At 64.2% G+C, this 24,221-nt stretch carries 20 protein-coding genes; 9 read left to right on the plus strand and 11 right to left on the minus strand.

All coding sequences use genetic code 11. From position 1 onward, the window contains the following. Positions 1-68 precede the first annotated feature (68 nt). Genes AC1D2G_RS07230 through AC1D2G_RS07240 form a run of 3 tightly spaced genes read right to left on the minus strand, consistent with a single transcriptional unit; the run spans position 69 to position 4,898 of the window. The gene (locus AC1D2G_RS07230) at positions 69-554 is read right to left on the minus strand and encodes an acetone carboxylase subunit gamma (RefSeq protein WP_477412932.1); all 486 of its coding nucleotides are present in this window, start codon (positions 552-554) and stop codon (positions 69-71) included. Then, a complete protein-coding gene (locus AC1D2G_RS07235; RefSeq protein WP_477412934.1) occupies positions 551-2,755 on the minus strand; it encodes a hydantoinase B/oxoprolinase family protein in 2,205 nt (734 codons plus the stop codon). Before AC1D2G_RS07235 ends, AC1D2G_RS07230 begins: the two co-directional genes overlap by 4 nt. A gap of 13 nt (positions 2,756-2,768) precedes the next feature. Next, positions 2,769-4,898, minus strand: a complete 2,130-nt coding sequence (locus tag AC1D2G_RS07240) for a hydantoinase/oxoprolinase family protein (protein WP_477413064.1) — start codon at positions 4,896-4,898, stop codon at positions 2,769-2,771. A 160-nt stretch (positions 4,899-5,058) separates the two neighbouring features. On the opposite strand from AC1D2G_RS07240, the gene AC1D2G_RS07245 reads away from it, so the two are divergent. The 4 genes from AC1D2G_RS07245 (at position 5,059) to AC1D2G_RS07260 (ending at position 10,295) form a co-directional block, all read left to right on the plus strand. Continuing rightward, a complete protein-coding gene (locus AC1D2G_RS07245) occupies positions 5,059-5,838 on the plus strand; it encodes a helix-turn-helix transcriptional regulator (RefSeq protein WP_477412936.1) in 780 nt (259 codons plus the stop codon). A gap of 279 nt (positions 5,839-6,117) precedes the next feature. Continuing rightward, on the plus strand, positions 6,118-7,449 hold the full coding sequence (locus AC1D2G_RS07250) for a glucoamylase family protein (protein WP_477413066.1): 1,332 nt from the start codon (positions 6,118-6,120) through the stop codon (positions 7,447-7,449). Next, complete coding sequence (locus tag AC1D2G_RS07255) at positions 7,439-8,962, plus strand: mercuric reductase (RefSeq protein ID WP_457150137.1); 1,524 nt, start codon at positions 7,439-7,441, stop codon at positions 8,960-8,962. Before AC1D2G_RS07250 ends, AC1D2G_RS07255 begins: the two co-directional genes overlap by 11 nt. Positions 8,963-9,080: 118 nt before the next feature. Next, the gene (locus AC1D2G_RS07260; protein ID WP_477412938.1) at positions 9,081-10,295 is read left to right on the plus strand and encodes a glycosyltransferase family 4 protein; all 1,215 of its coding nucleotides are present in this window, start codon (positions 9,081-9,083) and stop codon (positions 10,293-10,295) included. Positions 10,296-10,317: 22 nt separating this feature from the next. Here AC1D2G_RS07260 and AC1D2G_RS07265 read toward each other — a convergent pair whose 3' ends face one another. Next, positions 10,318-10,893: a DUF1349 domain-containing protein gene (locus tag AC1D2G_RS07265; protein WP_477302301.1), complete on the minus strand. Its 576-nt coding sequence runs from the start codon at positions 10,891-10,893 to the stop codon at positions 10,318-10,320. A gap of 94 nt (positions 10,894-10,987) precedes the next feature. Next, positions 10,988-12,427 carry an aldehyde dehydrogenase family protein gene (locus tag AC1D2G_RS07270; protein ID WP_477412940.1) on the minus strand — a complete coding sequence of 480 codons (1,440 nt, stop codon included), beginning with the start codon at positions 12,425-12,427 and terminating at the stop codon, positions 10,988-10,990. 248 nt (positions 12,428-12,675) lie between these two features. Between AC1D2G_RS07270 and AC1D2G_RS07275 the strand changes: the two genes are divergently transcribed. The 5 genes from AC1D2G_RS07275 to AC1D2G_RS07295 all read left to right on the plus strand — a co-directional run bounded on the left by AC1D2G_RS07275 (position 12,676) and on the right by AC1D2G_RS07295 (position 18,375). After that, entirely contained in the window at positions 12,676-13,335 is a 660-nt protein-coding gene (locus AC1D2G_RS07275; protein WP_477225190.1) for a TetR/AcrR family transcriptional regulator, read from the plus strand. A 96-nt stretch (positions 13,336-13,431) separates the two neighbouring features. Beyond that, positions 13,432-14,685: a sarcosine oxidase subunit beta family protein gene (locus tag AC1D2G_RS07280; protein ID WP_477412942.1), complete on the plus strand. Its 1,254-nt coding sequence runs from the start codon at positions 13,432-13,434 to the stop codon at positions 14,683-14,685. Positions 14,686-14,694: 9 nt separating this feature from the next. Then, the gene (locus tag AC1D2G_RS07285; RefSeq protein ID WP_477412944.1) at positions 14,695-14,961 is read left to right on the plus strand and encodes a sarcosine oxidase subunit delta; all 267 of its coding nucleotides are present in this window, start codon (positions 14,695-14,697) and stop codon (positions 14,959-14,961) included. Beyond that, entirely contained in the window at positions 14,958-17,843 is a 2,886-nt protein-coding gene (locus tag AC1D2G_RS07290; RefSeq protein WP_477412946.1) for a sarcosine oxidase subunit alpha family protein, read from the plus strand. The genes AC1D2G_RS07285 and AC1D2G_RS07290 overlap by 4 nt, the downstream gene beginning before the upstream one ends. Beyond that, the gene (locus AC1D2G_RS07295) at positions 17,836-18,375 is read left to right on the plus strand and encodes a hypothetical protein (protein ID WP_477412948.1); all 540 of its coding nucleotides are present in this window, start codon (positions 17,836-17,838) and stop codon (positions 18,373-18,375) included. Before AC1D2G_RS07290 ends, AC1D2G_RS07295 begins: the two co-directional genes overlap by 8 nt. Positions 18,376-18,390: 15 nt before the next feature. On the opposite strand, the gene AC1D2G_RS07300 is transcribed toward AC1D2G_RS07295, so the two are convergent. From AC1D2G_RS07300 to AC1D2G_RS07325, 6 genes are all read right to left on the minus strand, one after another. Next, positions 18,391-18,876 (minus strand): hypothetical protein, encoded by a 486-nt coding sequence (locus AC1D2G_RS07300; RefSeq protein ID WP_095082895.1) that lies wholly within the window; start codon positions 18,874-18,876, stop codon positions 18,391-18,393. A 114-nt stretch (positions 18,877-18,990) separates the two neighbouring features. Then, a complete protein-coding gene (gene msuE, locus AC1D2G_RS07305; RefSeq protein ID WP_477225185.1) occupies positions 18,991-19,551 on the minus strand; it encodes an FMN reductase in 561 nt (186 codons plus the stop codon). A gap of 62 nt (positions 19,552-19,613) precedes the next feature. Next, complete coding sequence (locus tag AC1D2G_RS07310) at positions 19,614-20,861, minus strand: SfnB family sulfur acquisition oxidoreductase (RefSeq protein ID WP_477412950.1); 1,248 nt, start codon at positions 20,859-20,861, stop codon at positions 19,614-19,616. A gap of 24 nt (positions 20,862-20,885) precedes the next feature. After that, a complete protein-coding gene (locus tag AC1D2G_RS07315; protein WP_477225183.1) occupies positions 20,886-21,677 on the minus strand; it encodes an ABC transporter ATP-binding protein in 792 nt (263 codons plus the stop codon). Between the two features lie 82 nt (positions 21,678-21,759). Continuing rightward, a complete protein-coding gene (locus AC1D2G_RS07320) occupies positions 21,760-23,097 on the minus strand; it encodes an ABC transporter substrate-binding protein (RefSeq protein WP_477412952.1) in 1,338 nt (445 codons plus the stop codon). Positions 23,098-23,178: 81 nt separating this feature from the next. After that, positions 23,179-24,219: a branched-chain amino acid ABC transporter permease gene (locus AC1D2G_RS07325; RefSeq protein ID WP_477412954.1), complete on the minus strand. Its 1,041-nt coding sequence runs from the start codon at positions 24,217-24,219 to the stop codon at positions 23,179-23,181. Positions 24,220-24,221 lie beyond the last annotated feature (2 nt).

The raw sequence follows: 24,221 nt of genomic DNA on the forward strand, positions 1-24,221 counted from the left end.
CTCCAAGACAATTCGGTGCGGGCAGCCAGGCTACCTTGCCTGCAACGCGGCTCACAAGATCAGTGTCGTCAAAGTGGTTTGCCCAGCCATTCGCGATAAAAGCCTTCGAGATCGGGCTCGAAATCATGCACGATCGGATAGCCCGGCGCCGCCGCCTCGACCTCGTGCAAGGTACCGCACTCCGGGCAGATGAATTCGCGGATTTCCATCCATTCGGGATCGGGAAGATCGCTGTTCGGATAGATCTCGCGCAAGGATTGCTCGGTGTTGCGCACGTTGATCGCGGCGTTGAGCTTCCAGTTCTTGCGGTAGTCGCCGAAGGAGTGGCCGCACTCGCAGCGGGTTATCCGCTCATCGCCGCTCTGGCAGATGAACAGGTGATCCGAGACCGGCAGCAGGATCGTATCCTTCCAGGCGACGCGATCCTGATAGACGGCGACCATCTTGAAGAAACGGTCATCGTCCTTGTAGGCGCTCATGATGCGCCGGGTCTGCGGCCAGGGCAGCTGGCCGGCAGCCAGATCGCGGATGACTTCCTTGCTGTACGAGGTCATGGCTTTGCTCCCGGCGTGAAGATCGACCTGGCGTCGACGTTCCAGAAATCACTGAAATCCTTGGTGAAGCGCGACGACAGCTTGATCGCGCTGGCGTACATCTTCTTCACCTCCGGCGCGAAGTCGGCCTTTTCGACCCGACCTCGCTCGGTGGCGATCCAGTCCGCCACCGGGATTGCTTTCGCCAGACGCTCTTTGCGCATGGCGGCGCGACGCGTCACGGTCGCATCGATATCGGCCGTGGGATAACCGTCTTCATCGTCCTTCAGCACGATGCCGAACACGCTGTCCGCCGCTTCGCGGGTGAGAAAGCCGTTCTCGACATCCCAGGCCGTCTTGATCGGATCGCGCTCCAGCACGTCGCCGTAGCCGCCGCCGCCATTGTAGGAATGGCTGAAGATATCGCCCTCCTTGTGCGGCGAGGTGATGTAGGGGCCCTCGACCACGACATGGTCGCCGCCAATGTTCTTCTCATAGTCCGACTCATGGGGGTCGATGCCTGGCGCATGCGCCAGCGGTTCGCCCCTGGCCGCCAGTTCATGGATGTTGGAATTGCGCACGGCGCGGTGCTTCTGGCAGGTCGGCGCCGGATAGCCGCCGCACATGCCGCCATTGTCGAACACACGCGAAGAGTGTTCCGAAGTGTGGAGCCGCAGATGCGGGGTCTTGTTGATGAGCCAGGTCGAGACGAAGGAACAGCCGCCACGATATTTGCCGGCGCCGCCGGAATTCGGCACGATCGAGCGGCCGATATAGACCATCGGCATCGACTGTTCCCAGACCTCGATGTTGCCCATGTCGGATTCCGGGTTCCAGCCGACATAGGCGGTGTCGAGGCCATCCTTGATGGCGAGCGCACCGGAGCCGGCGGCGGCGCATTCGAAGTGCGCCATGCCGAACGGTGTGCCGTACTGGCTTTCGCCGCCCATCTCGATCATCGGGCTGTTGACCTGGCCGACGAACGCCTCCTCGACGAAACCACGAGCAATGAAACTGCGCGACAGCAGCCGCTGGAACACGCCATAGGCCGGCAGCAGCAGCGCCCATGATGTGGCTGTCGCCACCATCTCGTTGTCGGGGTTGGTCCAGGTGCCGTGCGGCAGTTTCAGCTCGGTCGCCATCCAGGCGCCGTCATTGACCAGGCCTTCGAAATTCATGTGCTGGGTCAAGGTGACGAACATGCCGCCATCCATGCCGGCCGGCGTGCAGTTCATCGAATGGTAGCCCCAGGGCTGGGTGCCCTCGAAGTCCATGGTGATCTTGCCGTCGGTGGTGATCTCCATCTCGATCGGGATGTTGTAGAGCCAGTCCGGATCGCCGAGCAGCTGGAAGCCGGGCTTGCCTGCCGTGACGTGGCCATAGAAGGTGTGGCCGCGATAGATGCCGGGCACGGTGAGCTGGCGGGTACGGGCAAGCTGGGCACGACGGCCTTCCTCGATGAACTCCTTCGACACCTTCATCCAATAGTCGAGGCCGATCTCGGAAATCAGTTGCTTTACGCTTTCGCGCATGTCGATGCAGGAGGCGACCTTGGCCTTCTCGTCCAGCACCCAGTAGATCGGCATGCGCAGATTGCGCTCGCAGCGGATGACATAGTCGCGGCGGATCTCGTCATTCTCGCCGATCTTCTCGGCGCAGACGAACAGGCCTTCGGTGAAGCGCTCCTGCGCCAGGCAGACGTCGCCGCCCGGCGTGATGCCGCCGGCCTCGAGCTCGTGGCAGACCGCACCGGCCCAGCCGACCAAGGTGCCCTCATGGAAGATCGGCACCACGTCCATGACGTCTGGCACCTGCACGGTGCCAATGAAGGCGTCGTTGTTGGCGAAGATGTCGCCTTCGCGGATGCGCGGGTTTTCCTCGTAGTTGTTCTTGATCATCCATTTGATGAAGCGGCTCATCGTGTGGACATGCACCATGATGCCGTTGGACAGCGCGATGGCGTCGCCCTCGGGAGTGTAGATGGCGACCACCATTTCGCCGACCTCGCGCACGCCGGGCGAGGCCGAGATGCGGCGGGCCATTTCACGTGCCGAGACGCAGTAGGCGCGCAGCTTGGTGTGCAGGGTCTCGAATTTCAACGGATCCTGGTTGCGCAGCGTGAGTTCCGTGATGCCGTCATAGCAGCCGGTCTCTTCCATCAGCCGCTCGGAATCGAGCAGTCTTTCGCGAAGGCGCAGGGCCGAGGCAGGTTTGTCCAACATGGCGATCGCCCTCTCAAGCGTGGGTGTAGTGCAGCAGCGTCCATTCATCGACATGGACACGGTCTTGCGGATGGACGACGAGCGTCGTGGCGGGATGTTCGATGATGGCGGGCCCGATCACCTCATGGCCGGGTTGCAAGAGATCCATCTCGTAGAGGTTGGCCTTGTGCCAGCGCCCACCGATATAGGCCTCGCGCACGCCCTTGTGGGCGGCAGCCGGATTGGAGGCACCGAGCGGCCGCTTGAGCAGCACCGGCTTAACCTTGTCGGCGGTGGCGATCAGGCCGAGTTCGGTGATGGTGAAGCCGGCCTCGCCATAGCGCGACACGCGGTGATTGACCTTGGCATAGACCGCCTCGAACTCGTCGAGCACCTTGCGCATGTCGTCGGCCGAGTTGACCTCGGCGAGCGGCGCCATCACTTCGACGTCCTCGAGCTGGCCGGTGTAGCGCATCATCAGGAACGGCACGGTCCTGATCTTCTCGCGCGCATGGCCGTCGGCGATCATCTCGTCGACCGCCGCCTTGGTCAGATCGTTCCAGACCGTGGTGACCTTGGCGCCGAAAGCGGCAAGCGTCGCCTCGTCGGCGCGCGAGGGGATGTCGTGCTGCGTCGACACCGAATGACGGCGCATGAAATCGGCCGTGGTGCAGCCGAACGCGGAGAAGGCGGCGGCAAACTGGAAGGTGATGATATCCTTGAAGCCGATGCCCCTGGAGCAACCGGCCAGGTGCAGCGGACCCGAACCGCCATAGGACAGCAGCGTGAACTCGGAGGGGTGGATGCCCTGGCCGGAGATGACGCGGCGTAGCGCGTTGTTGGCGTCGGCCTCCAGCATGTCGATCATGCCTTCGGCGGCCTCCTCGACACCAACGCCGAGCACATTGGCGCACTTTTCCTCGAAAGCCTTGCGGGCCTTCTCGACCTGCAGCACGACCTTGCCGCCGAGGAAGTAATACGGGTTCAGCCGGCCGAGAATGGCGTCGCAATCGGCGATGGTCGGCTCGGTACCGCCCCTGGCGAAGCAGATCGGGCCGGGATCGGAGCCAGCGCTTTCCGGCCCTAGGCTGACTTTCTTGGTCAGCGGATCGACCTTGAGGATCATGCCGGCGCCCGCGCCAATGGTGTCGAGATGCAGCGTCGGCACGTTGAGCTTGAAACGGTCCATCAGCGGCTCGTTCTCGATCCGCGTCTGGCCGCGCGTGATGACGCCCATGTCGAAGGAAGTGCCGCCCATGTCCGAACAGATCAGCGAGTCGTTGCCGATCAGCTTGCCGACATAGGCAGCACCGAGAATGCCGCCGATCGGGCCTGAAATCATGGTTTCATGCAGGCGCGGATGATTGATCGAGGTCAGGCCGCCAAAGGAGAGCAGCGTCTGCACGCCATACTTGAAGCCGTATTTCTTCGAGACGTCTTCGATCCCCTTGAGCTGCTTGCGGCCGCGCGAGGTGGCGTAGGCCTCGATCAGCACCGAGTTAAGCCGCGACTGTTCGCGGATGACCGGACGAACCTCGTGGCTGGTGTAAACGGTGATCTCGGCGCCGGCCTTTTCGATCTCTTCGCGGCAGATCTCGGCAATGCGCTTCTCGTGCACCGGATTGACGTGCGAGAAGATCGTCATGATGCAGATCCCCTCGACCTTGTCGGCGATCAGCTTTTTCGCCGCCACCGCGACCTCATGCTCGTAGAGGGGCAGCACGATGTCGCCGAACTGGTCGATGCGTTCGGTAACGCCATGGGTACGGCGGCGCGGCACCAGCGGATCGGGATGATGGTGGGTGACCGTATGCAGCCGGTCGGCGTAGGAATAGTCGGCCCAGGCCTGCAGGCCGCGACCCATCAGGATCATGTCCTCGAGCCCCTTGGTGGTGATCAGGCCGAGCCGGCGCCCGGTGCGCGACAGCAGCGTGTTGAGCATGCCGGTGCCGGAATAGAGCACGACGTTGACGCCGGAAAATAGCTGCTCCAGCGAGATGCCCCAGGCATCCGCGGCGTCCTCGGCCGAAGCGAGGAAACCTTCGGCTTCGTTCTTCGGCGTGGTCGCCGACTTGCCGATCTTGAAGTGGCCGTCCTGATCGACAAGGATCGTGTCGGTCATGGTGCCGCCGGCGTCGATACCGATGACGATTGGATTGCCAATGATTGGCGGATTGCCAACGATGGGGCCGGTGAGGTTGGGCTGGGTCACGGTCGCCTCGGAATCTGGTCTAAGTTGTCGCTAGGCTAGATTCGGCGGGTGGCCTCGCGCCATATGCCTAAAGACACAATGACGGGCTGACCGACATCGCCCAGAAAAGGGCATGCGCATGGGGACCATCTGGGCGCCGCTCGCCAAAGCGATCGCCGCCATCGGCACGGACAGGCATGTCGATTGCCTGATCGACCTGATCGGCGCGGACATCGCGCACGACCTCGTCACCGTGACGCGCTATTCGGCGACGCAGACACCGGAATTCGTAAAGCACCGGCGCTTCTCGGACGAGATGGTGCAGCGCTATCTCGCCAGCTACTACGTGTTCGACCCCTTCTACGCCTCGTGGCGACGCGAGCGAAGGCTCGGCATCATGCCGCTGAAGCGGCTTGCCGACGACGCGGCCAAGCGCGGCCAGTACATTGCCGGCTTCCTGGCGCAGTCGGAAATCTGCGACGAGGTTGGCATCATGCTGGCCGATGGCGGCGACTGGTGCCTCGGCATCTTCCTCGACCGCTCGACCACCGCATTCAAGGACAGCGAGATCGCCCTGCTGGACGAGCGGCTGCCGGTGTTCGAGGCGTTGCATGCGCTCGACACCAAGGCGCGCGGAACCGAGTTCTCCCGCACCTCAGCACCGACCGGCCCCGGTGCCTCGCCCCGGCAGGAGCCGACCATCCCGGCAAGCCTGTGGCCGGAACTGTCGCTGCGCGAGCGGGAACTGGTCCAGCTGATCCTGGCCGGCCACCCGACGGCGAACATCGCCGAGCGCCTCGGCATCACCGTCGGCACCGTGAAGAACCATCGCCGCCGCATCTACGAAAAACTCGACATCACCACCGAGCGGGAACTGTTCCTGCAGTTCTTCCAGCACCAGGTGGACCGATAGAAGCTCCTGCGTCGACGTGCCTTTCCGTCGGTGGCGATGTGACAGCGCCATCCACCGGACCATTCCCTGCGTCGGTGGATGCAGCTACAATTCTGCGTGACGGGGGCAACGAAGGGAGCGCGACACGCGTATGATTGCCGACGCCCGAATCGATAAGAACGCAAGAAAGATATGGGAAAGCCATGACACCGAGTGACAGTTCGGCATGCTCGATGACCTGCCATGGGCTCGCCATGCGACCGGCGGAACCTGCGGCGGTCAGGCTGGAGTGTGCATCGTTTGCTTAGGGCCGAACCCGCCGCGCTGTCCGATGACGAGCTTCTGGATCGCTACCAGCGTGCGGCCTTCGACTATTTCCTGGAGAACGTGAACCCCGAAAATGGGCTGGTCGCCGATACGTCGCGGCCGAATTCACCGGCCAGCATCGCGGTCGTCGGTTTCGCCCTGTCCTGCTATCCGATTGGCGTCGAGCGAGGCTGGATGACACGCGACGCGGCGGTGAAGCTGAACCTTGCGGCACTGCGCTTCTTCTGGACCTCCTCGCAAGGCAATGGCGACGACGTCACCGGCCACAAAGGCTTCTACTACCACTTCCTCGACATGCGGACCGGCCTGCGCGTCTGGCGCTGCGAGCTGTCGATGGTGGATACGGCATTGCTGATCGCCGGCATTCTGGTGGCGGGCGCCTATTTCTCCGGTGACGATGACGAGGAAGCCGAAATCCGCCAACTGGCCGAGGCGCTCTACCGGCGTGTCGACTGGCGGTGGGCGCAAGGCAGCAGTCCAACCTTGCGGCAGGGCTGGAAGCCGAAGAGCGGCTTTCTCCACTATGGCTGGGAAGGCTACAACGAAGCGACGATCCTCTATGTGCTGTCGATGGCCTCGCCCGACAGCCCGACCTCCGGCGACAGCTACGAAGGTTGGACCGCGACCTACCAGTGGGAAAACATCTACGGCTACGACGTGCTCTATGGCGGACCGCTGTTCATGCACCAGTTCTCGCATGCCTGGATCGATTTCGCCGGCATCCGCGACGCTTTCATGCGCGAGAAGAATTCGGACTATTTCGAAAACAGCCGCCGCTCGACCTACCTCCACCGCGACTATGCGCGGCACAACCCCTATGGCTATGGCGGCTATGACGAGAACCTGTGGGGACTTTCGGCCGGCGACGGACCAGGTGGCTTTCGCACCAGCGTGCAGCGACAGCGTCGCCGGTTTTCCGGCTATGCCGCGCGTGGCGCTCCGTTCGGGCCGGATGACGGGACGATCGCCCCATGGTCCTACCCCGCGTCACTGCCTTTCGCGCCGGAGATCTGCCTGGCGGCGCTGCGCCATCTCGGGGATCGTTACCCCGAGGTGGTCGACAATTTCCGGCTGCCGAGCGGCTTCAACCCGACACTGGCGAACCGGCGAAAATTCGGCCGCAACGGTTGGGTGTCGGAAGGCCACTACGGTCTGGACCAGGGCATTGTGGTGATGATGATCGAGAACCACCGCTCGCGCCTGGTCTGGAAACTGATGCGCTCCAACCAGCACATCCGTCGCGGCTTGCGCAAGGCGGGCTTCACGGGTGGATGGCTGTCGAGGGATGACGGCGATGGCGCGTGACCGGACTGCCGCCTTCCCTGTCGACCGCAATGACGTCGAGCTGATCCAGCACGCCCATCCACCGCACTGGAAGAACCCGGAGCCGGACGGTCCCTACAACCTCGTCGTTATCGGCGCCGGGCCGGCCGGGCTGACCGCCGCCCGCGACGCGGCCGGCCTCGGCGCAAAGGTCGCGCTGATCGAGCGCAACCTGATCGGCGGAGCCTGCGTCAATGTCGGCTGCATCCCGTCGAAGTCGGTCATCCGCACGGCCAGGCTCTATGCCGATATGCGCGATGCCGAAAGTTTTGGCGGCGACACGCCGGACCGTCTTCACGTCGACTTCCAGCGGGCCATGAGGCGGATGCGGCAAATCCGGCAGCGGATCAGCCGCGCCGATTCGGCCGCGACCATCGCCTCGGAAGGCATCGATGTCTTTTTCGGCGAAGCGCGGTTTGCCGGACTGGACGCGGTCATGGTCGCCGGCAAGACGCTGCGTTTCAAGAAGGCGCTGGTCGCGACAGGTGCCCGTGCGAGCCTGCCGACGATTCCGGGGCTGGCCGAAGCCGGTTATCTCAGCAACGAGACCGTGTTCAACCTCACAGCCTGCCCGCCACGGCTTCTGGTCATCGGCGGCGGGCCGCTCGGTTGCGAGGCGGCGCAGGCCTTCTGCCTGCTGGGTGCGAAAGTCATCCTGGCCCAGCGGGACCCGATGTTCCTGCCCGGCGAGGAGCGCGACGCCGCCCAGGTCCTTTCGGATGCGCTGGCGCGCGAAGGGGTCGAGGTTCGGCTCAACACCGAGGTTGTGGCGGTACGGACGGCAGGCGGCAAGAAGCTCGCCGACCTGCTGCGGGACGACGACACGACGACGATTTCCGTCGACGAGATCATCACCGGCATCGGCCGTTCGCCCAATGTCGACGGTCTCGACTTGGAAAACGCCGGGGTGGCATACGATGCCAACGGCATCAAGGTCGACGATTATCTGCGGACCACAAATCCGCGCGTCTATGCGGCGGGCGATGTCTGCCTCGACTACAAATTCACCCATATCGCGGAGGCAACGGCCCGCATCGTCGTGCAGAACGCCCTGTTCCTCGGGCGCAAGAGGGTGAGCCAGCTGGTCGTGCCGTGGTGCACCTATACCGATCCGGAAATTGCCCATGTCGGCCTCTATCCGGCACAGGCGCGCCAGGATGGCATCCCGGTCAAGACCTATACGGTGCTGATGCACGACGTCGCGCGTGCGGTCATGGACGGCGAGGAGGAGGGCTTTGTCAAAATCCACGTCAAGGAAGGGTCGGATCGCATCCTGGGTGCCACGGTCGTCGCCAGCCATGCAGGCGAGATGATCAATGCGGTGTCGCTCGCCATCAAATCCGGTATGGGACTGCACGCGCTTGCCGACGTCATCCATCCCTTCCCGACGCAGGCACAAGGCATAAAGATGGCCGGAGACGCTTACCGGCGAACCCGGTTCACCTCGCTGTGGAAGCGGTTGTCGGCGCGCTGGCTGGCGTGGTCCAGGCGGTGACCCCTGTGGCCCGCCGCCATGTTGCTGCACCAGACATCCAATGTATATCCGCCGCTTGACGAAAGCGCCGTTCAGCTAAACAAGTCGAACCCCTTTTGTGATTGCGGAACGGTCTGGAATGCCGTCTGGAACAGAGCCTCGGAGCGCCGAACGGCGTGTGCTGGTCGTGTCGCACGATCCGGCCTTTCCGCCGCAGTCCGGCACCGATCTGCGCAACCACCGCAATGCCGTGGCGGCAGCGGCGTTCGGACCCGTCTGCCTGGCATCGGTGCGGCCGCAGGCTGTGGAAGCAGTCGATCCGTCGATCCGCATCGAGGCCCTGTCGAACGAAGGCGAAGCTCGTACCGGTTCGATCGGCTGGTGGCGCATAAGGGCAGAACATCGCATTTCGCGCTCTGCCCTGACGCGGCTCGAGACCCTCGTTCAAGACTTCCGTCCGGACACAATTGTGGTCGAGGGCATAGGCCTGTTCAAGCTGCTGCGACCTTTGAGACCCCTGACGAAACAGCTCATCCTCGATATGCACAATGTCGAGTCCGACCTGGCGGGACAATTGCATCGCGCCGACAAGGCGCGATCCGCCGCGGCCAGGCTTGCCACGGCCATTGCCATCAGGCGCCTCGAAGGAAAGGCGCTTTCCCTCGTCGACAGGGTATGGGTCTGTTCGAACGAGGACCGCGAAAGGCTGATGACCCTTTTCCCGCACAGAATGCCGGTCGATGTCGTTCCGAACGGAATTCCCCACGCCGGCGATATCCCCGAAACGCTGCGCGCCCAGCATGCGGCTGACAATGACTTTCCGGTGATCCTGTTCGTCGGCCATCTCGACTATCCGCCAAATGTCGATGCCGCCAAGAGATTAGCCGGCATCATATTTCCTCGTATCCAGGCGGCTTTTCCGGCGGCGACGCTGGTTATTGCCGGGCGCAGGCCGAAGCCTGCCGTGCGGGCGCTGGCCGGATTGCAAGGCGTGGAGCTGGTCGAAGATCCGGAAACCATGGCACCGCTCCTATCCAGGGCGCATCTCACCATCATCCCGCTTGCGGCAGGCGGCGGCACCCGCATCAAGATCCTGGAGGCGATGGCCTGGGGCGTGCCGGTGATCGCGACGCCGCTGGCGGCCGAGGGGCTTGGCTTTGTCGAGAACCAGGAGCTGCTGCTGTCGGATAGCGATGAGGAGCTTGCCGACATGGCGGTCGGACTTTGCCTGGACGCCGAACGCAGAGCAAAGCAGCGCATCCGCGCGCATCAGGCAGTCTGGGCCAGATTCGGCCCGCGAGCCATCCGCAACGCCGTTCGCGACGGGCTGGGGCTGGACGAAGCTGGTGGGTGATTGAGGCGCAGAAGCGCAGGCTTCAGTCGTGCAGTTCCCGCGCTATCGGCGGGCCGACCGAAAAACCGGAGAACGTCACCTCAAAACCCTCGCGTTGCGGCGAACAGCACATCATGCCGACATCGACCACCTTCGAGATCGGAAAATAGGCGAGCCGCACCGGCTTCCATCGACCATCGGAAGCATCGAGATACTGGACGCGGATCGTCTCGGCATGACGGGTCAAGCGGATCCGCACACCGTGCGGGCTGGCCGGAATGGTGGCCAGCGACCAGTCCGAGGCATCGTTGGTGACGACGACGGAAAAATACATCACGCCGTCGGTGTATTCGATGCCGGCCTTGATCCAGTGCGTTTCGCTGAGCCGGACCATCAGTCCGGCCTGGTCGTACAGCACCTCGTAGCGGCCCTCGACCGTGACTTCGGCGGTGAAATCGCCCTCGACCTTACGGTAGAGGAAGTGGCCGTTGTCGCGCCAGAAATCGTAGAAGGTCTCGCGCCAGAAATCGGTCTCCTTGCCGGTGCGCACACGAACTGTATCGCCGTCGATGGCATGGTGCGGCGGCGGATTGAGCCAGGTCAGGTCTCGCAATGTCATCGCCGCGCGCCGGTCCGGTGTTCTTGAGTTTGCCGCGTCGCCGGCATGATCGGCCCGGGTGGCCGATCAGCCAGGCGTGATCGGCGGTGGCCGATCAGCCTGCGAAGGTATAGGCGGTCTTCACCGTGGTGTAGAATTCCATGGCATAGCGGCCCTGTTCGCGCGGGCCGTAGCTCGACCCCTTGCGGCCGCCGAAGGGAACATGGAAATCGACGCCCGCCGTCGGCAGGTTGACCATCACCATGCCGGCCTCCGAATTGCGCTTGAAGTGCGTGGCGTGCTTGAGGCTCGTGGTGCAGATGCCCGAGGTCAGCCCGAACGGTGTGTCGTTGGCGACAGCCAACGCCTCGTCATAGTCCCTGACGCGGATGACGCTGGCGACAGGTCCGAAAATCTCCTCGCGCGAGCTGCGCATGGCATTGGTGGCTTCGGTCAGCAGGGCCGGGCTGAGATAGAAGCCGGGCGTCTTGCGGTCGAGCCGTTCGCCGCCGAAGGCGAGCGTGGCGCCTTCCCTGACGCCGATGGCAATATAATCCTCGTCCTGCTTCAATTGGGTCGCGTCGACGACCGGGCCGATCTGGGTCTGCGCGTCGAGAGCGTCGCCGACGACCAGCTTGCCCATGCGATCCTTGAGGGCATCGACAAAACGGTCATGGATGGCGTCGGTCACGATCAGCCTGGACGAGGCCGTGCAGCGCTGGCCGGTCGAGAAGAAGGCACCGTTGAGCGCACAATCGACGGCGACCGCAAGGTCGGCATCGTCAAGCACGACCAGCGGGTTCTTGCCGCCCATTTCGAGCTGGAACTTGCGCATGTGCTCGACGCTTGCGGCGGCGACGCGCTTGCCCGTGCCGACCGAACCGGTGAAGCTGATAGCGTTGACATCTGGACTGTCGAGCATGGCCTGACCAACGACCGAGCCCTTGCCCATGACGAGATTGAGCACGCCCTTCGGCAGGCCGGCGCGATGCAGGATGTCGACGATGGACCAGGCGCTCTCGGGAACCAGCTCCGCCGGCTTGAAGACGACCGTGTTGCCATGGGCGAGCGCCGGAGCGATCTTCCAGGCCGGAATGGCGATCGGGAAATTCCACGGCGTGATGATGCCGACCACGCCGACGGCTTCCCGGGTGATCTCGACGCCAACGCCCGGCCGCACGCTTGGCACGACCTCGCCTGACAAGCGCAATGTTTCGCCGGCGAAGAAATCGAATATCTGGGCGGCGCGAATGGTCTCGCCGATGCCTTCGGCCAGTGTCTTGCCTTCCTCACGCGCCAGATTGCGGCCGATCTCGTCCTTGCGCGCCATGATCTCGTCCGAGGCCTTTTTCAGCACTGCGTGGCGCGCCAGCGGACCAGACCGGGACCATGCCGGAAACGCGGCCTTGGCGGCGGCGATTGCTTGCCCTGCCTGCGCGGCTCCCGCCGAGGCATAGTCGCCGACGACATCGCCGGTGTCCGAGGGGTTGATGTTGCGGGAGCCGGCGTCGCCGACCCATTCGCCATCGATGAGGTTCTGTCGAAACAGGGTCATGTCTTGTCTTCCTGCTGGTTGGCCGCGCGGCGGCGTCTGTCTGAATTGGTATTTGCCAGACAATTGCCTTTCGGGAAAGCATGCAGTGGGCTGGCCGCCCGCGACAAAATCCCAGGCCTGGCATCATGCCGATGGCGCGGCGGCGACAGCGCCATACGTGAGGCATCATCCGGGCCAGGCCGAATTGACCTGGACAGAAGTGTCCATAGCCTTGATTTGCCTGATGCAGCGTGTCATGCGTCGTGCCTATGGAAGCCACAGATACGACGATCCAGCGCGCCGGCGCCACCGGAAACATCAAGGCCACGCGCGAAGACTGGCTGAAGCTTGCGCTTGAAACGTTGATCTCGGATGGTGTCGAACGCGTTCGCGTGCTGACCCTTGGCCAGAAGCTCGACGTCTCGCGCTCCAGCTTCTACTGGTATTTCAAAAGTCGTCAGGACCTGCTCGACCAGTTGCTGGATTACTGGCGGCAGACCAACACCAGGTTCATCGTCGAACGCGCCAGGCGGCCCTCCGCGACCGTGATCCGCGGGGTGATGAGCATCTTCGAATGCTGGGTGGACGAAAGGCTGTTCGATCCGCAACTCGATTTCGCGATCAGGGCCTGGGCCCGTCGCTCGCCTGCCATCAGGCGCGCGCTCGACGAGGCGGACGAGGAGCGCGTCGATGCCATTCGCGACATGTTCGTGCGTCATGGCTATGACGAAGAAGACGCGTTCGTGCGCGCCCGCGTGCTCTATTTCATGCAGATCGGCTATTACTCGCTCGAACTCAACGAGCCGATGAGCAGCCGCCTGGCTCAGGTCGCCTTGTATCTGCGCAGCTTCACCGGCCAGGAGCCTTTGGCGGAGGATGTCGAGGCGTTCTCGCGCTACGTCGAGGAGACGATTTCGCGCAAACGCTAGCACCATCAGCCTACGTGTATGATCGACAGGCGTACTAGACATGTATGTACAATACCATTACGCTTTGAACTGAGAGAGCAGCTTGCCCGGCACGCCATGACCAGAATTTACTCCGCTTTGTCGCTCTTCAAGGAGGGTCTGGTCGGCCAGACCGGCTGGCAGCCGGCATGGCGCTCGCCTGAGCCGAAGCCATCCTATGACGCGATCGTGATTGGCGGCGGCGGCCATGGGCTGGCGACGGCTTACTACCTAGCAAGGAACCATAATGTCAGCCGGGTTGCAGTGCTGGAAAAGGGCTGGATCGGTGGCGGCAACACCGGCCGCAACACAACCGTGGTGCGCTCCAACTACTATTATCCGGAAAGCGTCGAGCTCTACGGGCTGGCGCACCGGCTTTACGAGGGGTTGTCCAGGGACCTGAACTACAACGTCATGCTGTCGCAGCGCGGCATGGTCAATCTTTGTCACAGCACCGCCGAAATGGAGGTCGGGGCGCGAACCGTCAACGCCATGCAGATCAACGGCATCGATGCGGAGCTGTTTTCGCCAGACGATGTGCGCCGGGTGGCGCCGATCTACAATTTCTCAGCCGATGCGCGCTTCCCGGTGCTCGGCGGCATCTGGCAAGGCCGGGCCGGTACGGCGCGCCATGACGCGGTCGCCTGGGGTTACGCGCGGGCGGCGAGCCGGCTCGGCGTCGACATCATCCAGAACTGTGAGATCACCGATTTCATCATCGAGGGCGGCCGCTGCCGCGGCGTCCAGACGACGCGTGGCGCGATCCGTGCCGACCGTATCGGCATGGCGGTCGCCGGTCATTCCTCGGTGCTGGCGGCCAAGGCCGGCTTTCGCCTGCCGATCAACTCCTACGCGCTGCAGGCCTGCGTTTCCGAGCCGGTCAAGCCGATCCTCGACACGGTGGTGCTGTCGCCAGGCACAGGGGTCTATGTCAGCCAGTCGGACAAGGGCGAGATTGTCATCGGCGGCGGGCTCGACCGCATCCCCTCCTATGCGCAGCGCGGCAATCTACCCACCTTGGAGACGGTGATTGCCGGCCTGCTGGAGATGTTCCCGATCTTCGGCCAGTTGAAGCTGATGCGGCAATGGGCCGGGATCGTCGATGTCGTGCCGGACTCCTCACCCATCATCGGTGAATCGCCGTTGCCCGGCCTGTTCCTCAATTGCGGCTGGGGCACGGGGGGCTTCAAGGCCATCCCCGCCGGCGGCACGCTGCTGGCGCAATTGCTGGCAACAGGCAAGCACAACGACATCAGCCGTCCGTTCGATCTGGATCGCTTCGCCAGTGGGCGGCTGATCGACGAAGCGGCCGGCTCCGGCATCGCGCATTAAGAGGACTTTATGCAGCTTTTCCCTTGCCCGTTCTGCGGCCCGCGCGACGAGACCGAGTTCCACTATGGCGGCGATGCCGGCAATGCGCGGCCAGATGGCGTCGATGTGCCGGTCGGGCGCTGGGCTGATTACCTCTATCTGCGCACCAATCCGAAAGGCACGGCGCGCGAAATCTGGGTGCATATGAACTGCGGCGAGTTCTTCGTCATGGAACGTGACACCGTCACCCACACGGTGCTGTCCTCAACCGCTCTCGGTGGGGAGCACGCGGCGTGACCGCCTCGCGCCTCGCCACCGGTGGCAGCGCCATCGACCGGTCCCGGCCGATCCGCTTCAGCTTCGACGGCGCCACCGTGCATGGCTTTGCCGGCGACACCCTCGCCTCCGCGCTGCTCTCCGGCGATGTCGCGGTCGTCGGTCGCAGCTTCAAATATCATCGGCCGCGCGGCATCTGGGGCGCCGGCGTCGAGGAGCCGAACGCACTGGTCGATATCGGTGGCAGCGTGACGGCGACGCCGAGCACGCGAGCCACGACCGAGGCGGCGCGCGACGGGCTGGTGGCGAAAAGCGTCAACGCCACGCCCAATGCATTGAGTGACCGCAACGCGTTCCTCGATCGCTTCTCCCGCTTCATTCCAGCGGCGTTCTACTACAAGACCTTCATGTGGCCGGACTGGCACATGTTCGAGCCGCGCATCCGCGCCATGGCGGGACTGGGCAAGGTCGATACGGACTGGACATCGCAGGGCACAGCCGACCAGATCAACCACCATAGCGACGTGCTGGTGGTGGGCGCGGGACCGGCCGGGTTGGCGGCGGCAAGGCTGGCGGCCGGCGCGGGTCTGACCGTCACGCTGGTCGACGACCAACAGAGGCCGGGCGGATCGCTCGGCCACCGCGCCGGCGAGATCGACGGCAAGCCGGTCGCCGACTGGATCGAGGAGACGGTTGCGGAGCTTGCCTCGGCCGGTCACCTGGTCCTGTCTTCGACCACCGCCTTCGGCATCTACGACCACAATCTGGTCGGCCTGAACCAGCGCCATCGCGACGGACGGCCGGACACGCTGTGGCGGGTCAGGCCGCGCCAGATCGTGCTGGCGACCGGCGCCATCGAGCGGCCGCTGCCCTTCGGCAACAACGACCTGCCGGGCATCATGTCGGCGGATGCCGCACTCGCCTATCTCAGTCGGCATGCAGTGCTGGTCGGCCGCAGGATCGTCATCGCCACGAACAATGACAGCGCCTATGAAGTGGCGGAGGCGCTCGCCACGGCCGGCGCCGGTGTGACGCTTGTCGACATCAGGCGCGACGGCACGCCCGCCGCACCTGCCAACGTCAGGCTGATCGCTGGACATAGCCTCGCCGCCGCGCAGGGCAGGTTGCGTGTCCAAGCCGTGACGCTCGACGACGGCACCAGGCTGGATGCCGATTGCGTGCTGGTTTCGGGCGGCTGGACGCCGACCATTCATCTCTTCGGCCAGGCCAGGGGCAAGCTCGCCTGGAGCGAGACGCGCGCCGCCTTCCTGCCGGGCGACCCGGTCGACGGTATTGCCGTGGCCGGCGCCGCGGCCGGTGCGGTTTCCTTGTCGGAGGTGTTTGCAGGCGCCGGCAAGGCTGTTGCATCGCTTGGCCAGACCAAGACAGCAGTGCCGCGCAGCACCGGACCGGAAGCGTCGGGCGGCATTCTCGCGGCATGGCCGATGCCCGGCGCGAAGGGACGCATCTGGATCGACTACCAGAACGACGTGACGGTGAAGGACGTCGAACTGGCGGCACGCGAAAACTTCGTCTCGATCGAACATCTGAAACGCTACACGACGCTCGGCATGGCGACCGACCAGGGCAAGACCTCCAACCTGCCGGGTCTAGCGCTGATGGCCGGGATCACCGGCCGGACGGTGCCGGAGGTCGGCACCACCACCTATCGCCCGCCGTTCACGCCGGTGCCGCTGGCGAGCTTTGCAGGCGCGCGCAGCGGCGAACTGATGGCGCCGGTGCGCCGGCTGCCGCTGGAGAGCGTGCATCGTGCCAGCGGCGCCGTCTTCCAGGAATATGGCGGCTGGCTGCGCCCGGCTCACTATGGTGGCAACGCCGACGCGGAACGCTCTATCGCGGACGAGGCGCGGCGTGCCCGCCAGTCGGTCGCGCTGTTCGATGGTTCGACGCTCGGCAAGATCGAGGTGATCGGACCCAAGGCGGCCGAGTTCGTCGATTTCATCTACTACAACACCATGTCGACGCTGAAACCCGGCCGCTGCCGCTATGGCTTCATGCTGTCGGAGAACGGTGTGGTCTTCGATGACGGCGTGCTGGTGCGGCTCGACGAGCATCGCTTCGTCGTGTCGTGCTCGTCCTCGCATGTCGCTGCAGTGCATGCGCGGCTGGAGGAATGGCGCCAGGACCGCTTCGGGCGCGGCGCCGTCTACATCCACAACGCCACCGCCGAAATGGCGACGCTGACCGTTTCCGGGCCGAACGCCCGGAAGTTGCTTGAAACGATGGATCTCGGCCTCTTGCTCGACGATGCCGACCTGCCGCATATGGCGGTCGGCCATGGCTCCTATGCCGGTGAAGAGGTCCGCATCGCCCGCGTCAGCTTCACCGGCGACAGGAGCTACGAGATCTCCATCCCTGCTGATCGCGCCGAGCCGCTGTGGGCGCATCTGCGCCATGCCGGCCAAGCGTTCGACGCGGTTGTCATCGGCCTCGAGGCGTTGATGATCCTGCGGGCCGAGAAGGGTTTTATCGTCATCGGCAAGGACACTGACGGCACCACGCTGCCGCAGGATCTCGGCGTCGATGGTCCGCGCGCCAAACGTCAGGGCGAATTCGTCGGCCGCCGCTCGCTGTTCACCGAGGAGGCTTCGCGCGGCGACCGCATGCAGCTTGTCGGACTGACAGTGCCGCAAGGCGAAGCGCCGCTGCCGACCGGCGCGCATGGCGTCAGGCGGAGCGATGGCAGATTGCGCAGCCAGGGCTTTGTCACATCGAGCTACCAGAGCCCAGCACTCGGTCGTCCGGTCGCACTTGGGCTGATCGAAAGTGGCGCCGCCCGCCACGGCGAGACGATCGACATCCAGCACCTCGGCAAGGTCAGCAGGGCGACGATTGCCGCGCCTTGCGCCTTCGACCCGGCAGGAGACCGGCTGCATGCGTGATCTCGCTGAAAAATGGTCTGTCGCGCCCGACTGGCAGTCGGCGGTCATCACGGCACCCGGCCTCGTGGTGCGCGCGTTCGACGGCCTCAATCAGTTGCTGGTCAGCGGCGACCTCGACGCCTGGTCGCGGGCGTCCGGCCAGGACGGAAATGGGGTCGGTGCCTTTGGCACAGCGCGAGGCGACCGCTATGCGGCGCGGCTGGCGCGCGACCGGCTGCTCGTCGTGTCGAACGACCCACTCGCCGTCGCGATGGGCTGGCACGCAGAAGGCTTCGCAGTGACGGCGATCAGCGCCGGGCTGCAGGTGTTCGAGGTCGAAGGCTCGGCGCTCGACGCTTTCATCGCGCGCGGGACGACACTCGATCCCAAGCACGCGAGTGCCAGCGCAGCGCTTTCCTTCGGTGGCATAAGCGCCATCGTCTATCGCCATCAGGGCAGGCTGCGCATCCATGTCGATCGCGGGCTTGCCGCCTATCTCTGGACATGGATGGCAACGGCGGCCAGYAACATCAGCGTCGGGTCAGGAAACTAGCCGGCTATGCTCTGGTCAGAGCGAGAAGGACCAGAACAGGCAGGCCAGCGTCGCGGCGGCAAAAACCACGAAGAACAGGCTGCGCAGCAGCACATTGCGGCGCAGCTCGTTCATGACGAAGTGGCAACCGACGATCGCTGCGGCAAACAGGAACCGCCAGTTGAGCAGCGCCCACACGGCGCTGCCCTGGCCGAAGGCCCATCTGGCAGCGAGACAGCCGACGATGGCGGCAAACAGCACGATCACGGTCCAGAAGACCGCATCGGCGGCATGGGTGAGAACGATGCTGGCCGCCCTGATCGGCAGGATCATCATCAGCAGGGCGCTGAAGAAATAGACCGCGGCAAGCGGAATGAACGTTCCGGCATCGGCAATGCCATCGAGCCGCCTGACGCCGATCGCGCCATAGGGATAGCCGTGCCTGGCGACAGCCAGGCTCAACGCCATGAGCAAGGCGGTCAGCACCGCGACCAGTGCGAAGGATGTGAGGGCTTTGCTCATGACGTTCCTGTCTCAGACGAATCAGACAGGAACAGATGTAGCGGGCGGTCGTAAATTGCGCGTAAGCGAGACTACCGCCCACAGGAATTATCGTCGCAATCCGCCGACGGAATGCTACTCGGCGGCGATCCTTCCAGCCGAACGGTTGGCCAGCACGAAGCAGACCTCGTCCACCGCCTGCGCCGCACGCTTCAGGATGGCATCGGAGCGCAGCACGCCGTCGGTAAAATCCTTGTCGGTGGCGTAGACGGCGGTGGGCAGCGTGAAGGCCTCGAAGAAGCCGAACAGCGGCCGCAGCTGGTGCTCGACGATCAAGGCGTGGCGCTCGCCACCGCCGGTCGCGGTCAACAGGATGGGCTTTCCCCGCAACGCGGCCGGATCGATCAGGTCGAAGAAGTGCTTGAACAGGCCGGTATAGCTGCCCTTGTAGGTCGGCGACCCCACGACGAGCACGTCGGCAGCGAGGATTTCCTCGAGGATTGGGCGCGCCTGGCTGTCGAGATCGCGAGCCCATCTTGCCGTTCCCAGCGACGGACCGAGATCCTCGATATCATAGGTGCTCGCCGACAGGCCGTGGCGGGCTGCTATGTCCCTGGTGACCAGATCGACGAAGGCGCGCGTCTTTGACGGCAGGGTGATGTTGCCGGAAAAGCCGACGACTGTTGGATTTGACATGGCAGTGGGCCTCTTGATGATCGATGTCTGATGCGGCGAACCTGTGCCCGCCGGTGGAAAAATCAGCTCCAGGCGTGCAGCGGCGGATTTTCGCCGTTGAGGAAATACTTACCGAGGATGGAGTATTTCCAGCGCACCGGATCGTGCAGCGTGTGCGTGCGGGCGTTGCGCCAATGCCGGTCGAGATTGTGCTCGGCCAGCGTCGAGCGGGTTCCCGCCAGTTCGAACAGCTTGTTGGTGGCGGCGATGGCGATTTCCGTCGACAGTATCTTCGCCTCGGCGGTGACGACCTGCGCATGCGCCACCGTCTCGGCGGTCGGCTCGGCCACCGCCCGGTCTATCGCCAGGCCGGCCTTTTCCAGCAGCGCCTGCGCAGCGTGCAGGCGCAGCGTCAGGTCGCCGATGGCCTGGATGGTGTAGGGATCGTCCCAGGCATTGTCGACGCCGCTGTCGATCCAGGCGCGGCTCTTGGTCCTGACGAAACTGACCGTCTCGTCGATCGCCGCCTGGGCGATGCCGGTGTCCACCGCCACCTGGATGATCTGGAAGATGGCGCCGTCGGCGGTCGGCTTGTCATAGCCCTTGTAGCCGGGCACCAGATGCGTCTTCGGCACCTTGACATTGTCGATGATGACTGTGCCGGACAGCGTCGTGCGCTGGCCGAAGCTCGACCAGTCGTCGATGACCGTCAGGCCAGGCGCGGCGCGGTCGGCGATCGCATACCAGGCACGGCCCTCGTCATCGAGCGCCACGATCGGCACCAGATGAGCGAGCAGCGCGCCGGACGAATAGAATTTCCGGCCGTTGACGACGACATGATCGCCGGCATCAGTGAAGCGGGTCTCGAAATCGGCGGCGCGCTTGGAGCCGAACTCGGAAAAGGCGTTGCCGAACCGCGTGCCCTTCAGCACTTCGGCGAACAGCAGCTTCTGCTGATCCGCATCCGACACCGTACGAATGGCGGCGACGACACCAAGATGGTTCTGCGCAACCTGGCCGATCGAGGAATCCGCCGCCGAGATGATCTCGATCACCCTGGCGAGGGTGGCATAGGACAATTCGGGACCACCGAATGCCTTCGGCACATTGATCGACCACAGGCCGCTTTGCGAAAACGCATCGAGTTCGGCAACGGGCCAGATCCGCTCGCGGTCGCGCCGGGAAGAATCCCTAGCGAATTCGGCGGCGAGCGCTTGAGCGATGGCAATCGCCTCGGCGTCGTCCTTGATGATGTGCGCCGACGCGGTTGGCCTTGCGACTGGCGGCACGGCGGCGGAGGCGTGGTCGGTCTTGACGGTCGAGACGGTCATTTCACTGTTCCTTTAGATTTCGGTTCAGGCAACGGCATGAAGATGAGCTGATTTGGCGGCCGGCGATGCCTGTTGCCCCAGGTAGAAGGCCCGCACATCCTCGCGCTGGCGAAGCTCGGCAGCCGCACCGGAGAGGACGGAGACGCCGTTTTCGAGGACCGTGGCATGGTCGGCATATCTAAGCGCGACCGCCGAGTTCTGCTCGGCGACGAGGATCGACAGGCCGGTCTCGCGATTGAGTTTCCGGAGCGTCTGGAAAATATCCTGGACGATGAGCGGCGCGAGCCCCATCGAGGGTTCGTCGAGAACCAGAAGACGCGGCCGCGACATCAGCGCCCGGCCGATGGCCGTCATCTGCTGCTCGCCCCCAGAGGTGAGGCCGGACAGGGTCCGGCGCTTCTCCTTGAGACGGGGAAAATAGCCGTAGATCCGCTCGAGATCCCCGTTGATCTCGGCGCGGCGACCGCTGCGGCCGATGCCGCCGGCGACCAGGTTCTCCTCGACGGTGAGGCTCTTGAAACAGTGCCGGCCTTCCAGCACCTGCACCAGTCCGGCGCGCACCAGATCTCCCGGCTGGCGGCGCGAGACATCGCTGCCGTCATAGCGGATGGTACCGGCATTGACCTGACCGCGCTCAGCCGGCAGCAGGTTGGAGACGGCCTTCAGCGTGGTGGTCTTGCCGGCGCCGTTGGCGCCGAGCAGCGCCAGGATCTCGCCGCGCCTTAGCTCGAAGCTGACGCCGTGCAACGCGGTGATGGCGTGGTTGTAGGTCGCATGAACTGCGTCCACGACAAGAATGACGTCATCGTTCGGCATGGGCTCTTACTTCCCGTGGTTCGAAAACCGGAAATGGGCCGGGCGTCGCGGAAAACTGGCCGTGACGCCCGGCTTGGGTTGGTCAGTTGGTGGTCACGGCATCGGCGTCATCGGCGGTCCGCAGCTTGATGCCTTTCTCGGCGGCATAAGCCTCGGCAGACTTCTCGATGATCGGCCGCAGCAGAGCCCAGTCCGGCGCGATCCAGTCGGAGACGACATTCCATTTCTTGCCGTCCCACTGCTGGAAGGTCACGTAGCCCTCGCCCTCGTGATTGTCCCAGCTGACATTGATCGAGTGGAACAGGTCCTTGGCGCCGAGCGCCTCGACCTTGGCCGGATCAAGCTTGAGGTGCTCGAAGCCCCAGCGGACCTCGTCGCCGGTCAGCGTGCGATGGCCGAACTTCTCCTGCGCGACGCGGATCGCCTCGACATTGAGGATGCCGTTGACGATGCCGAGGTTGTGATAGACCGAGCCGATGCGCGACTTGTCTTCCAGATTGCCCTTGCCGGCGTCGTAGACCGTCTTCACGATCTCCTGCACCACCGGATAGGAGTTGCCGGAGGCCTGCGTGGTGATGGCGGTGTAGCCCTTGGCGGCGGCGCCGGCCGGGATCACGTCCTCTTCCGAATTCGACCAGACATTGCCGACGATATGGTCGACGGGATAACCGACCTTGACCGCCGTCTTCAACGCCACCGGGTTCATCACGCCCCAGCCGCGCAGGACGACGAAGTCCGGCTTGGCGCGGCGGATGGTCAGCCACTGCGACTGCTGCTCGTTGCCGGGATGCGGCACCTCGATCTGCTGCACGGTGAAGCCGTATTTCTGCGCCAGCAGCTCGTAGATCGGGATGGTCTCCTTCCCGTAAGGCGAGCCGTGATAGAGCACGACGATCTTCTTGCCCTTGAGCTTGTCGATGCCGCCCTCCTTCGAGGCGATGTAGTTCACGATGCCGGACGTCTCGCTGTAGGGATTGAGAAGCAGCGGAAAGACGTAAGGGAAGACACGGCCGTCGGTTGAGTCGGTACGGCCGTGGTTGACGGTGATCAGCGACACCTTGTCGGCGGTGATGCGGTCGATCATGGCATAGGCGATGCCGACCGAGAGCGGGTTCCAGGCGGCGGCGCCGGCATGGCTCTTCTGCCGTTCGTAGCACTCGACGCCGCGCTCGACCTCATACTGGGTCTCGCATTCGTCCCAGGTCAGCTTGACCCCGTTGACGCCGCCGTCGCGGATGTTGATGAGATTGAGATAGTCGATGAAGCCGCCGAAGAAGCCGGTGCCGCCGGCCGCATAGGGCCCGACGCGGTAGCTTTGCAACGGGAAATATTGCTCGTCGGCGTGGGCGGCGGGCAAGGCCACCGACACGATCATCGCCGCGGACAGCGCCGCCGCCTTGATGGTGCTCAGGAAGGTCATGGCTAGGGTACTCCCGGTATGGGCCGTCTTGGGTCCGGCCTCTGGTTCATTTTCAGTTCGGGGCGGTTGCCCCGGATCAGCTCATGTCGACTGCCAGGCGAACAGGAGCCGTCTTCGGATCCTGTCCCACAGCGCCACCAGCCCGTCGGGTTCGAGGATCAGAAACAGGATGATGAGCGCGCCCAGCACGATGCGCTGGCTCATGTCGAGCACACCCGAGTCAAAGAGATCGCCGAGCAGAAAGCCGCCGAGGCGAGACAGAGCGAGCGGAAAGACCACGATGAGGGCGGCACCGAAGAAGGCGCCGCGGATCGAGGCCAGGCCACCGATGATGATGATGAACAGGATCTGGAACGAGCGATCGAGGTCGAAACCATCCGGCTCGACGGTCCGCAGATAGGCGAAGGCCCAGATGACGCCGGCGACGCCGATGATGAAGGACGAGATGGCGAAGGCCAGAAGCTTGGTCTTCAGGACCGGGATGCCGATGATGCGGGCGGCGGTTTCATTGTCGCGGATGGCGATGAAGTTGCGCCCGGTCTGTGACGACACCAGCCGATAAGCAAGGAAGGTGAGGACGGCGACGATGGTCAGCGCGAAGAGATAACGGCCGACGGCGCCATCGAGAGCGTAGCCGGCTATTGATAGTCTTGGCGCATCGATGATGCCGGACGCCGAGTCGTTGGAGAACCAGCTGAACTTGGTCAGCGCCCACTGGACAAAGAACTGTGCGGCAAGCGTCGAAACCGCGAGATAGAAGCCCTTCAGCCGCAGGCTCGGCAGGCCGAAGACGATGCCGATCGCGGCCGCGACCAGACCGGCCAGGACAATGCTGCCGATCAGCGGCAGGCCCTCGACCCGCAGGTTGAAATTATAGGCGGCGAAGGCGCCCGCCGCCATGAAGGCGGCGCTGCCCAGCGAAACCTGGCCGGCATAGCCGGTCAGGATATTCAAGCCCACGCCGGCGAGGCTGAGCGCCAGGAACGGCAGCAGGATGGCCTCGAACAGGTAGCTCGAGCCAATCAATGGCACGACGCCGTAGGCGAAGGCGAGCAGCACGACGGGCGCGGTCCATTTCGGCAGCACCGGCGCGGAGGAGAAATCGCTTGGTATCGCGGTCATGG

This window comes from Mesorhizobium sp. P2_C7 (genome assembly GCF_056404515.1).